Here is a 12,704-nt window from a genome sequence, read left to right as displayed (position 1 = left end):
GGGGCGCCGTTCGGCGCCGACGCGCCGTCGCCCACGCCGCCGGCCCCTGGGCCGGGCATGCCCGCCTTCCGCGGGGCCACCACTGACACCCCGTCAACCGCCCCAGGCGTGCCGCCGTTCGGCGCCCCCGGCGCCCCCGGCGCCGACGCGCCGCCGGTCTCTGGGCCCGATGTGCCCGCCTTCCGCGGGCCCACTGCCGACACCCGGTCAACCGCTCCGCAGGGGGTGCCGCCGTTCGGCGCCCCCGGCGACGGACCTGCCGTGGGCGAGGCGTCGTTCGGCGGCCCCCGTGCCGACACCCCGTCGGCTCCGGCCTCCGGCCCGGGCGCGCCCTCCGTCTCCGGCGCCTCCCCTGACGCCCCGTCACCCGCCGCGCAGGGCGCGGGCGGAGCCGCCGGGGCCTCCGAGCCGGGCGGGCCGGCGGACAGCGCCGAATTCCGGGCGACGGACCGGGACCACGACGCGGCGCCCGACGACGCCGACGGCGACGAGAACGCCACACCGTCCTCCCCTCCGGCAGCAGCCGCCGCGAGCCTGCCTTCGGGCCAGGACGACCACGCCCCGCACAGCGACGAGACGTCCGAGCCGCACACCGCGCCCCAGGCATCGGACGCGAACCCCGACGCCGCACCTGACGACGCCCACCCCGTGGCCGAGGCGGAGGGAGCAACCGGCGTCCCGGCGCCGGGCGAGGGCTACCCCGCCCCGGCCCCTGACGGAGCGTCACCTGTTCCTCCGCCCGGCGCGTATCCGCCGCCGTGGCCGGGGGCGGTTCCTCCTCCGGCTCCGCAGGCGTACCAGCCGCCGGCCGGCGTCTACCCCCCGCCACCCGCGCAGGGTTACCCGGACCCGCAGGCGCAACCGCACCCGCAACCGCCATACGGCTACGGATACCCGCAGCCCTACGGGTATCCGCCGCAGCAGCCCGCGCCCCAGCAGCCCTACGCCCCGGCCCAGCCGCCTGCCGCCGCGCCCCCGGAGGCGGCCTACCCGCCCCCGGCGTACGCACCGGACCCGCGCCAGGGGTGGGCCCCGCCGCCCGGTGCGGCGCCCATGGCGCAGGGCGCGCCGCTCGGCTACACCGCCGCGGTGGAGCTGTCCTCGGACCGCCTGCTGCGCAACAACCCGCAGCCCTCCGACCGCCGTTCGGGCGGCGGCAGGTTCCGGCTGGGCGGGCGCGCCGCCGAGGAGGAGCGCCAGCGCAAGCTCGCGGTGCTGCGCACGCCGGTGGTCAGCTGCTACCGGATCGCGGTCATCAGCCTCAAGGGCGGTGTCGGCAAGACCACCACGACGACGGCGCTCGGCGCGACCCTGGCGTCCGAACGGCAGGACAAGGTCATCGCCATCGACGCCAACCCGGACGCGGGCACCCTGGGCCGCCGCGTGCGGCGCGAGACCGGGGCGACCATCCGCGACCTGGTGCAGGCGCTGCCGTACCTGCACAGCTACATGGACGTGCGCCGGTTCACCTCGCAGGCCCCGAGCGGCCTGGAGATCGTGGCCAACGACGTCGACCCCGCCGTCTCGACGACCTTCAACGACGAGGACTACCGCCGGGTCATCGACTTCCTGGGCCGCCAGTACCCGATCATCCTCACCGACTCGGGCACGGGTCTGCTCTACAGCGCGATGCGCGGGGTGCTGGACCTCGCGGACCAGCTGATCATCGTCGCCACGCCCAGCGTGGACGGCGCGAGCAGCGCCAGCACGACGCTCGACTGGCTGACCGCGCACGGCTACGCGGATCTGGTGCAGCGGAGCATCACGGTGATCTCGGGTGTCCGCGAGACATCGAAGATGATCAAGGTGGACGACATCGTGGCCCACTTCCAGACCCGCTGCCGCGGGGTGGTCGTGGTGCCCTTCGACGAGCACCTGTCCGCGGGCGCGGAGGTGGACCTGGCCCGGATGAAGCCGAAGACGCGCGAGGCGTACTTCGAGCTGGCGGCGATGGTGGCCGCGGACTTCCCGCGGACGCAGCCGCAGCCCATCCACTGGCAGCAGGTCGCTCCGCAGGGCCAGCAGGCTCCGCAGCAGCCCCAGCCCCCTGTGGACCCCCGCTCCACCTGGGGCCAGTAGCCCCGTCAGGCGGCGTAGCCGTCAGGGGCGCGAGGAACTGCGCGACCAGCCCACCACTGAGAGAGGTCCGACCCCGATCAACGGGTCGGACCTCCCCGGGTGGTGTGTNCTCCCCGTCAGGGGCGCGAGGAACTGCGCGACCAGCCCACCACTGAGAGAGGTCCGACCCCGATCAACGGGTCGGACCTCCCCGGGTGGTGTGTTGCCCGCGCAGTTCCTCGCGCCCCTGACGGGGACTACATCTCCGTCAGTTCGCGGGCCTGCTTGACGTCCACGGCCATGCGGTCCAGCAGGGCGTCCAGGGTGTCGAACTTCTCCATCCCGCGCAGGAACGCGACGAAGTCCACCGCCACGTGCAGGCCGTACAGGTCCAGGCCCACGCGGTCGATGGCGTAGGCCTCCACCGTGCGCACCTTGCCGTCGAACTGGGGGTTCGTGCCCACCGAGATCGCTGCGGGCATGCGCTCCTGACCGACCGTCAGGTACCCGGCGTAGACGCCGTCCGCCGGGACGGCGGTGTGGGGCAGGGTGTCGACGTTGGCCGTCGGGTAGCCCAGCTCGCGGCCGCGCTGCGCGCCGCGCACGACGACGCCCTCGACCTGGTGGGGGCGGCCCAGCACCTCCGCCGCGCCCGCGACGTCGCCGGAGGCGACGAGGCGGCGGGCCAGGGTCGAGGAGAAGGGCTCTCCTCCGCCCGCCTGGCCGGAGAGCTTGAGGTCGCACACGTCCACCGAGAAGCCGTAGCGCTCGCCGAGCTGGGCCAGCAACTCGACGTTGCCCGCCGCACGGTGTCCGAAGCGGAAGTTGGGGCCCTCGACGACCGCTGCTGCGTGCAGGCCCTCGACCAGGACCAGGCGGACGAAGTCCTCCGGGGACAGCTGGCTGAACGCCGCAGTGAACGGCAGCACCAGGACGGCGTCCACGCCCAGCTGCTCCATCAGGTCCGCGCGGCGGTGGTGCGGGGCGAGCAGCGGCGGGTGGCTGCCGGGGCGGACGACCTCGCTGGGGTGCGGGTCGAAGGTGACGACGACGGACCGCGCGCCGAGCTCCGCGGCGGCCTCCACCGCCCGGCCGATGATCAGCTGGTGGCCCCGGTGCACTCCGTCGAAGGAGCCGATGGTGACGACGCTGCGCCCCCAGTCCCCGGGGACCTCCTCCAGGCCACGCCAGCGCTGCACCTGTCCGCTCCTCGCTCGACTCGCTCGTACCAGCTCGTGGGGTGTGTCCGTACCCCTATACCTTGCCATGCACCCGTGGCTCGTCCTGCATCGGATCGGCGCCCACCGGGGCGAGGACGGCGAGCAGTTCGTCACACAGGGGCCCGGGGCAGGCGCGCAGCACGGCGAGGAAGGACTGCCGCACGGCCTCGGACCCTCCGGCCGCGACGTCGCGCACGAGGCCGAGCAGTTGCTCCCGTTCGCCGGGGCCGTGGCGCAGCCGGGCCGCGGCCCAGCCCGCGACCAGCGGCGCGGATTCCGGACGGGCCGTCAGATGTGCCGCCACCAGCAGACCGGCGGCCCTGCGGGCGCGGGGCGCGGGGGTCTCGCCGAGGACGCGCAGGATCGCCGCCTCCTCCCCCGGCCGGCCCAGCCGCCGCGCGAAGACCGCGAGCACCGCGGCCGGGTCGCTGTCGAGCGCGGGCGCGAGGGCGGCGGCCGGCAGCAGGGGGTCGCCGGCGAGGTAGCGGCCGAGGGCGTCGCGCAGGGCGCGGGGCCTGGTCTCCGGGTCGCGGACCAGGACGGCGAGGGCGGCGCCGTGCAGCGTCTCCTCGTCGGGGCGCGCGAGCAGGGCGGCCGCGGCGAAGCGCAACAGGGCCCGGTCGGGCGGGGTCTCCGGCCGGATCTGCGGGGCCAGCACGGCGGCGGCGACGTGGCGTTCGCGGCGCGGGTCGTGCGCCCAGCGGTCCACGGCACGGCAGCAGGCGGCGGGTTCGAGCCGGGCGAGCAGCCGCAGCACGCCGTCGGCGTGCGGGTGGGCGGCGGCGACCAGGGCCTCGGCGAGGGCGTCCACGTCCACCTGGCGGGTGGCCAGCAGCAGCTCGGCGGCGTGGCCGGAGAGGCGCTCGTCCGGGAGCCAGCGGCAGAGGGCCGCGTAGCCGGGAGCGGGGCGGGCCCGGAGCCGGTCGGCGGCGACCGTGGCGGCCTCGGCGCGGCCCGCCGCCAGCACCTCGCCGAGCAGCTCGAACTCCAGCTCGGGGTCGAGGTCCCAGAGCGGCCGGGGCAGCTGGTCGCGGGCGGCCAGGCGGAGCAGCAGCGCACGGTGCGCGCGGAGGTCGGGGACCTGCCGCAGCACGCCGGTGAGCAGCCGCTCGGTCCACCAGCCGGAGCCGTCCTGGCGGGCGATCCAGTCCAACCAGTCGTCCAGCACGGCGGGTTCCTCCTCTCCGACGCCGAGCAGCGCCTGCACGACCGGTCCGATCCGCCAGCGCGGCACCGTCGGCCGCGGGCCGTCCGGGGCCGGGCGGGGCGGCGGCAGCCGGTGCACCCGCGGACCGCCGCGCCGGTGTGCGCCGCGCCCGCGGACCGGAGGCGGTCCGGCGGGCGGGTCGAGCAGCAGGGCGAGGGCGGCGGGAAGGTGGAGGTGCTGGGCCTGGAGCCAGTCGGCGAGCGGGGTGTGCGGGAAGCGGTAGCCGGTGCCGCTGGGGACGAGCAGCCCCGCTGCGAGGGCGGCCGCGCCCCAGCGGCCCGGGAAGAGGAACGCGAAGTCGGCCGGGGCGAGCGCCCCTTCGGGGCCGAGCATGCGCCGCGCCGCCTCGTGGGCCCGGCCGGCGGTGGAGGCGAGGATGCGGCGTCCGCCGCCGAGGGCTTCGGCGGTGCGCAGGCAGAGCAGGTCGAACCAGCCGGACAGGATCTCCCGGCCCGTCAGCTCCCTTAGCCGCAATGCTGGTTGGGCGGCTCGCAGCTCCCCCAGCAGCCGGGTGGTCAGCGGATCGGTGCGGGCGGGCACGGCCCAGCGCTGCCCCAGCGCGGCCGCGGTGGCGGGGGGCAGCGGACCGAGCGGGACGACGCGGGCGTCGAGTCCGCTCCCGGCCTGCTCCCAGAACTCGGGCCCGCAGCCGAGGGCCCACCGGATGCCTGACTCCCGCAGCTGCGCCGCGCTGTCGGCCAGCCAGGCGCCCGCGCGGGCGGCGAGGGCGGGCGGCATCTCCTCGGGGGCGTCGAGGGCGAGCAGCAGCGGCCGCCGGGCCTGTGCGGCGACGCGGGCGGCGGCCCGGACGTCGGGCAGCAGCCGCTCGGCGGCGTCGAGCACGGTGGCGTCGCGGGGGGACAGGTCGCTGCCGCGCAGCCAGAGCGTCGGCTCCCGCCAGACGGCCTGGGCCCGGCCCACGGCGAGGGCGGCGAGTTCGGTGGTGCGCCCGCTGCCGCCGGGCCCGACGAGCACCGTGAGCGGGTGGTCCAGGCCGCCCCAGTCGACGTCCTCGCGCGGCACCCGCTCGGCGACGGCGGCGAGCGGCAGCCGACGGGACGTCAACTGCAGCACCCCGGCGAGGTTGAGCGCGGGACCGTAGGCCGGGACGGAGGCGGCGCTGCGGGCGAGCACGTCGGCCAGGCCGGCGCTCTCCCGCAGCGGCACCGCGAGCACCGCGCCACGGCGGCGGCAGCGCAGCGCCACGGTGGCGACGGCGACGACGGCACCCGAGGCCGCGTCCAGCACGGGAGCCCCGGCGACGCCGAGCGGAAGCCCGTACGGCACCTGATCGACCGTCAACTGCCAGACACTGGTGAGGCTGTGGAAACGCTCGTCGCCCGCGTAGCGGGCGGAGACCGTCCCGGCGACGAAGCCCGGCAGGTCCAGCAGCCGCAGCGGCCCCGGCTGCGCGCCGACGACCAGCAACGGCAGCGGCGGAACCAGCAGCTCGCCCCGGACCAGGGCCAGCCCCTCCTCGGGCAGCCCGGTCACCCGGTCGGAGCCGACGCGCACGGCATCCGCCGGCTCCCGGCTCTGCGGGCGCAGCAGGAACTCCTCCTGCCCGTCCACGACCTCGTAGGCGGTGAGCAGCGTTCCGGCGTGGTCCACGGCGAAGGCGAGACCCAGCACCCGACCGGTGAGGTCGCAGATCTCCACCAGCACCGCGGTCCCGCCTTCCCGGGCAGGCCCGCCCCGCCCGTCGCGGAGACCCTGCCCAGGGCGCGCGGAGGACAGTTCGCCTACGCCCCTTCGCACCGCCCGCGTGCTTCACGCGCTCGCCCGGGAGGGTGAGAGACGTTTGGCGGGCGGGCCGCCGGGCTGGATCAGCGGCACCTCGGCGAGGTCCTGCAGCGTCACGCTGTCGCGCCGGGCGAGCGGGTGCCCGGCAGGCAGCATCAGCGCGCGGGGCTCGCACAGCAGGACCGGTCCGACGGCGATGCCCGGCTCCACGACGGGCACCTCGCTGACCTGGAGGTCGAGTTCGCCCTGGCGCAGGTGTCCGCACGGGTCGTCGAACTGGATCTCCCGCACCTGGACGGCGCAGCCGCCGTTCCGGCTCCGGACGACCTCGGCGGCCTGGTGGACGAGGTCGGCGCACCAGGGGTCGAGTAGCCAACGCGCAGGACCCCGGTGAAGCCCCGCACCGTGGCGTTGACACAACGCGCAGGTGCCCGTCACCGCAACACCGCCTTGCCGAGACTCCGCCGCCCGGGACGCGCCTCGACACCGCCGTTGAAGTGCGCCGCTCCTGCCGGATCGGGGTGGACGCCGGCGTCACCACCGCCGGTCCGTGCCTGCGGCACCACGCCTTCTCCCGGCCCGCGCCGAGAGCTCGGACCCGGCCGTCGCGGTGGTGGCCATCAACCGCGGTCGCGGCCATGCGCACGCCCAAGTCCCTGGCGGGGAACGGGATCCGGCTGGAACGCGAGCTGACTGGTCGGCCGCGGCGAGCCGGCCGTCGCCCTCCGCACCGGGATCGCCGAGCTGGTTCTGAAGGGCAGCCCGGTCGCCCTGGGGCGCGGGCATCCGCGCTTCGCGGGGACACCCGCGCGCCGGCCGCGTCGCGTTCCTCTCCTACCGGCGGGAGCCGTCCCGGGGAGGGACGGGACCTCAGGGCACGAAGACGGCCAGCGACTTCGCCTTGCCGGCCTTCGGTTCGACCAGCGCGACGAACGTCCCGTCGGGGGCGAAGACGGCCGTGGGAGCGTCGGCGGGCAGCTCCGGGGCGGCGATGCGCACGCCGTTGGCGATCAGCCGGGCCTGCTCGTCGGTCACGTCCCACCGGGGGAAGGCGGCTGAGGCAGCGTCAGGCAGCGGCAGGACGGCGGGCGCGAAGTCCTCCTCCAACTGCTCCAGGGTCCGCGCCACGTCCAGACCGTAGGCGCCGACCCGGGTCCGCCGCAGCGCGGTCAGGTGGCCGCCGACGCCCAGCGCCGCGCCGAGGTCGCGGGCCAGGGCGCGGATGTAGGTCCCGGACGAGCAGTCGACGACGACGTCCAGGTCCACCACCTTCGTGCCGTCCTCCGCCACCGCGTCCCGCCGGGCGAGCAGGTCGAAGCGCGAGACCGTCACCGGCCGCGCCGCCAGCTCGACGTCCTCGCCACCGCGCACCAGCGCGTACGAGCGCCTGCCGTCGATCTTGATGGCGGAGACCTTCGACGGCACCTGCCGGATGTCCCCGGTCAGCGCCGCGATCCCGGCCGCGACGGCGTCCGCCGCCACGCCTGCCGCGTCGGTGGCGGCCGTGACCTCGCCCTCGGCGTCGTCGGTGACCGTGGCCTGGCCGAGGCGGATCGTCGCCTCGTAGGTCTTGGAGGTCAGCGCGAGGTGGCCGAGCAGGCGGGTCGCCTTCTCGCAGCCGATGACCAGGACGCCGGTCGCCATCGGGTCCAGCGTTCCGGCGTGGCCGACCTTACGGGTGCCGGCGAGGCGGCGGATCCGTGAGACGACGGTGTGGGAGGTGATCCCGGCAGGCTTGTCGACGATGACCAGGCCGTCCGGCCCGGTGCCTTTGCGCTTCACGAACTCGCTCTGTCCTCAGTCCGGTTGGTCGTTGTCGGTGAGCGCCGCCCGGAAGGCGGCCACCGTCTCGGCCACACCCGCGCGGGACGAGAAGCCCGCCGCGTAGCTGTGGCCGCCTCCGCCCAGGCGGGCGCAGACGCGGGCGACGTCCACGCCGCCCTTGGCGCGGCAGGAGCCGCGCAGGCTGCCGTCCGGGTCCTGCTTGAGCACCAGGGCCACCTCGGCCTCGGCGGCCTTGCGGACGACGTCGATCAGGCCCTCGATCTCCTCGGGCGGGACCGCGTGCGCGGCGAGGTCGGCCCAGGGCACCCAGGTCCACACCAGGCCCTGCCCGCCGGCCGCGGCCGGCTCGAGTTCGGCCCGGTCCAGCGCGGCGGCCAGCACCTTGAGGTAGCCGAAGGACTGACTGTCCCACAGCTGACGGCTGATCAGGTCGTGCCGGATGCCGGTGGCCAGCAGCCGGGCCGCGAGCTCGTGCGTCTCCGGGGTGGTGGCCGCGTACTTGAAGGAGCCGGTGTCGGTGGCCAGGCCCGCGTAGAGGCAGGCGGCCAGATCGGCGTCGAGCGGGACGTCCAGTCGGCGCAGCAGCTCGTCCACCAGGACCGCGGTCGCCGGGGCGGCCGGGTCGATGATGCGCAGCGAGCCGAAGCCGGTGTTGGAGGCGTGGTGGTCGATCACCACCAGCATCCGGGCGTGCTCCGCCTTGTGCTGGAGCAGGCCCAGGCGGCGCGGGTCGGCCACGTCGAAGGTGACCATCAGCTCGGGCTGCTCGGGGACCTCCGCGGCCGGGACGATGAGCTCCTGGCCGGGGAGGAAGGCCAGCGAGGCCGGGACCACCTGCGGGTCGTCGCCGAAGGAGACGCGGACCTCGGTGCCGAGCGAACGCAGCGCCAGGCCCACCGCCAGGGCGGAGCCGAGCGCGTCGCCGTCGGGCACGACATGCGCGACGAGGTCGACGGAGCCGGCCGCGCGCAGGGCGCGGACGAGCAGCTCCCAGGCGTCGGCCTCGGTGCGCGGCGCAGGCAGGACGGGGGCGTCCGCCACGGATGCGGCGGACGCCCCCTGCGTTCCGGACGGCCGGCCGGACACTTACTCGTCCTCTTCCGAGGCGTCGTCGAGCGCGGTGTCGTCGTTCTCGTCGGCCTCGTCGAACTCGCCGGGCTTGCGGTACGGGTCGGCCTCGCCGGCGTAGTCCTTGCCGACGGCGGCGCTGCGCACCTGCGCGTCCTGGGCGCGGGCCTTGACCAGCAGGTCGTCCAGGTGCCGGGCGGTGTCCGGAATGGCGTCCAGGACGAAGGTCAGCGTGGGCGTGAAGCGCACGCCGGTCTGCCGGCCCACCTCGGAGCGGAGGATGCCCTTGGCGCTCTCCAGCGCCGCGGAGCTGGCCTCGCGCTCGGTCTCGTCGCCGTGGACGGTGTAGAAGACGGTGGCCTCGCGCAGGTCACCGGTCACCCGGGCGTCGGTGATGGTGACGAAGCCCAGCCGCGGGTCCTTGATCCGCCGCTGCAGGGTCTCCGCCACGACGACGCGGATGCGGTCTGCGAGCTTGCGCGCCCTCGCGGTGTCGGTCACTGGTCCTCCTCGTGCTGTGGGCACCAACGCACAGTACCCGTCCGCGCCCCGGGGGCGCTCCAACCGATTGTCCTACTCGTCGTCGTCATCACGAAGCCTCCGCCTCGCGGACAGCAGCTGGACCTCGGGCCTGCCCGAGACCAGCCGTTCGCAGCTGTCCAGGATCTCCGTGACGAAGGAGGGTTCGCCGGACACCACCGCGAGGCCGATCTCGGCCCTGCGGTGGAGGTCCTGGTTGCCCGTCTCCGCGGCACAGACGCTGTACTTGCGCTGCAGTTCGGCCACGATGGGCCGCACGATCGAGCGCTTCTCCTTGAGCGAGTGGACGTCGCCGAGAAGCAGGTCGAAGGTGAGTGTTCCCACGAACATGGATGACAGGTCACGCCGACCTGTGAGGCCTAGGGAAACAGTTGATGCGATCACGGTAGCGAGCACGGCCGGGGCCGGGCGAGGGGAATTCTCCCCTGCCCGGCCCCGGCCGGTCCGTTACCGGCTTCAGGCGCGCGGCTTCTCGCGCAGCTCGAAGGTCTCGATGACGTCCTCCACCTTGATGTCGTTGAACGACCCCAGGGTGATACCGGCCTCGAAGCCCTCGCGGACCTCGGTCGCGTCGTCCTTGAAGCGGCGCAGGCCCTCGATGTTCAGGTTGTCCGCCACGACCTTGCCGTCGCGGATGACCCGGGCCTTCGCGTTCCTGCGGATGACGCCCTCGCGGACGAGGACACCCGCGATGTTGCCGAACTTGGAGGAGCGGAAGATCTCGCGGATCTCCGCGGCGCCGAGGCGCACCTCCTCGTACTCCGGCTTGAGCATGCCCTTGAGGGCCGCCTCGATCTCCTCGATCGCCTGGTAGATGACCGAGTAGTAGCGGATGTCGACGCCCTCGCGGTCCGCCGCCGTGCGGGCGCGGCCCTCGGCCCGGACGTTGAAGCCCAGGATGATGGCGTCCGAGCCCATGGCCAGGTCCACGTCGGACTCGGTGATCGCACCGACGCCGCGGTGCAGCACCCGGAGCTCGACCTCCTCGCCGACGTCCAGCTTGAGCAGCGCGTCCTCCAGGGCCTCCACGGAACCGGAGACGTCACCCTTGATGATGAGGTTGAGCTGCTGGATGGAGCCGGCGGCGATGGCCTTGTCCAGGTCCTCGAGCGAGACGCGGACCGGACGGCGGGCGAACATCGCGTTGCGGTCGCGGGCCGAGCGCTTCTCAGCGATCTGACGGGCCGTGCGGTCCTCGTCGACGACGATGAAGCTGTCGCCGGCGCGGGGCACCGAGGTCAGACCGAGCAGCAGCACCGGACGGGACGGACCCGCCTCCTGCAGGCTGTTGCCGTTCTCGTCGAGCATCGCGCGGACGCGGCCGTAGGCGTCGCCCACGACGATCGAGTCGCCGACGCGGAGGGTGCCGCGCTGGACCAGGACGGTCGCCATGGCGCCGCGGCCCTTGTCCAGGTGCGCCTCGATCGCGATGCCCTGCGCGTCCTGGGTCGGGTTGGCGCGCAGGTCGAGGGCGGCGTCGGCGGTGAGCACGACGGCCTCGAGCAGCTTGTCGATGTTGATGTTCTGGCGGGCGGAGATGTCGACGAACATGGTGTCGCCGCCGTACTCCTCGGCCACCAGACCGAACTCCGTCAGCTGACCGCGGACCTTGGTCGGGTCCGCGCCCTCGACGTCGATCTTGTTGACCGCGACCACGATCGGGACGCCGGCGGCCTTGGCGTGGTTGAGCGCCTCGACCGTCTGCGGCATGACGCCGTCGTTGGCCGCGACCACCAGGATCGCGATGTCGGTGGACTTGGCACCACGGGCACGCATGGCGGTGAACGCCTCGTGACCCGGGGTGTCGATGAACGTGATCGGACGGTCCTCGCCGTTCACGTCCGCCACGACCTGGTAGGCACCGATGTGCTGGGTGATGCCACCGGCCTCGCCGGCCACGACGTTCGTCTTCCGGATCGCGTCCAGCAGGCGGGTCTTACCGTGGTCGACGTGACCCATGACGGTCACCACCGGCGGACGCGGCGCGAGGTCGTCCTCGCCGCCCTCGTCCTCGCCGAAGTCGATGTCGAAGGACTCGAGCAGCTCGCGGTCCTCGTCCTCACGGCTGACGATCTCCAGCGTGAAGCCCATCTCGTCGGCGAGCATCTGCAGGATGTCGTCGGAGACGGACTGGGTGGCCGTCACCATCTCGCCGAGGTTGAACATCACGGAGACCAGGGCCGCCGGGTTGGCGTTGATCTTGTCCGCGAAGTCGGTCAGCGACGCGCCGCGGGACAGGCGCACGGTCTCGCCGTGGCCCTTCGGCAGCATGACGCCGCCGACGGACGGGGCCTGCATGGCCTCGTACTCCTGGCGCTTCGCCCGCTTCGACTTGCGGCCACGGGCCGGACGGCCGCCGGGGCCGCGGCCGAAGGCACCCTGGGTGCCGCCACGCGGGCCACCGCCGCCACCACCGGGACGACCGCCGAAGCCGCCGCCACCACCGGGACGCGGGCCGCCGAAGCCGCCACCACCGCCGCCACCACCGGGACGCGGGCCGCCGAAGCCGCCACCACCGCCGCCACCACCGGGACGCGGGCCGCCGAAGCCGCCACCACCGCCGCCACCACCGGGACGCGGGCCGCCGAAGCCGCCACCGCCGCCGCCGGGACGCGAGCCCGGACCGGCCGGACGACCGGCGAAGCCGGGACGACCGCCGGGACCGCCCGGACGGGCACCGCCCGGACCCGGACGCGGACCGGCACCGGGGCCGGGACGCGGGCCCGGACGCTGCGGCATCATGCCGGGGTTCGGACGGGGCATGCCGCCCGGCGTCGGGCCGGGACGGGGGCCGCCCTGGGGACGCGGCAGACCGCCGGTCGCACCGGGACCGGCCGGACCGCCCGCGGCGGCGGGCCGCCCGGCACCGGGGTGCGCACCGGGCGCGGCCGGACGCGGACCACCCGGACGGGGGGCACCGCCCTGCGCGCCACCGGGACGCGGGCCACCGGGACGCGGCGCGCCGCCGCCCTGGCCAGCCGTGCGCGGCGCGGCCGGACGGGCCATGCCGGTGTTGCTGGACGTGAACGGGTTGTTGCCCGGACGCGGACCGGCCGGACGCCCACCGGGGGACGCCGGACGCG

9 protein-coding genes are annotated in these 12,704 nt (G+C 75.2%); 1 reads left to right on the top strand and 8 read right to left on the bottom strand.

The genetic code is table 11. The features are described 5' to 3' along the window. Positions 1 to 261: 261 nt before the first annotated feature. Positions 262 to 2,079 (top strand): MinD/ParA family ATP-binding protein, encoded by a 1,818-nt coding sequence (locus ACFP3V_RS09355; protein ID WP_380581843.1) that lies wholly within the window; start codon positions 262 to 264, stop codon positions 2,077 to 2,079. A 236-nt stretch (positions 2,080 to 2,315) separates the two neighbouring features. On the opposite strand, the gene ACFP3V_RS09350 is transcribed toward ACFP3V_RS09355, so the two are convergent. The 8 genes from ACFP3V_RS09350 to infB form a co-directional block, all read right to left on the bottom strand. After that, on the bottom strand, positions 2,316 to 3,257 hold the full coding sequence (locus ACFP3V_RS09350; protein ID WP_380581841.1) for a bifunctional riboflavin kinase/FAD synthetase: 942 nt from the start codon (positions 3,255 to 3,257) through the stop codon (positions 2,316 to 2,318). 55 nt (positions 3,258 to 3,312) lie between these two features. Further along, a complete protein-coding gene (locus ACFP3V_RS09345; protein ID WP_380581839.1) occupies positions 3,313 to 6,150 on the bottom strand; it encodes a serine protease in 2,838 nt (945 codons plus the stop codon). A 105-nt stretch (positions 6,151 to 6,255) separates the two neighbouring features. After that, entirely contained in the window at positions 6,256 to 6,666 is a 411-nt protein-coding gene (locus ACFP3V_RS09340) for a LysR substrate-binding domain-containing protein (RefSeq protein ID WP_380581837.1), read from the bottom strand. A 432-nt stretch (positions 6,667 to 7,098) separates the two neighbouring features. Then, positions 7,099 to 8,010, bottom strand: a complete 912-nt coding sequence (truB, locus tag ACFP3V_RS09335) for a tRNA pseudouridine(55) synthase TruB (RefSeq protein ID WP_380581835.1) — start codon at positions 8,008 to 8,010, stop codon at positions 7,099 to 7,101. Between the two features lie 15 nt (positions 8,011 to 8,025). After that, positions 8,026 to 9,054, bottom strand: a complete 1,029-nt coding sequence (locus ACFP3V_RS09330; RefSeq protein ID WP_380581833.1) for a DHH family phosphoesterase — start codon at positions 9,052 to 9,054, stop codon at positions 8,026 to 8,028. A gap of 45 nt (positions 9,055 to 9,099) precedes the next feature. Further along, positions 9,100 to 9,582: a 30S ribosome-binding factor RbfA gene (gene rbfA / locus ACFP3V_RS09325; RefSeq protein ID WP_380581831.1), complete on the bottom strand. Its 483-nt coding sequence runs from the start codon at positions 9,580 to 9,582 to the stop codon at positions 9,100 to 9,102. Between the two features lie 72 nt (positions 9,583 to 9,654). Continuing rightward, positions 9,655 to 9,951: a DUF503 domain-containing protein gene (locus tag ACFP3V_RS09320; RefSeq protein ID WP_380581829.1), complete on the bottom strand. Its 297-nt coding sequence runs from the start codon at positions 9,949 to 9,951 to the stop codon at positions 9,655 to 9,657. 126 nt (positions 9,952 to 10,077) lie between these two features. Next, positions 10,078 to 12,704, bottom strand: a 2,627-nt coding sequence (gene infB, locus ACFP3V_RS09315; RefSeq protein ID WP_380581827.1) for a translation initiation factor IF-2, incomplete at its 5' end; no start/stop codon positions are given.

The sequence above is a fragment of the Streptacidiphilus monticola genome (assembly GCF_042658505.1).
Lineage (GTDB): Bacteria > Actinomycetota > Actinomycetes > Streptomycetales > Streptomycetaceae > Streptacidiphilus > Streptacidiphilus monticola.
This window is presented reverse-complemented; position numbering and strand designations above follow the sequence as displayed.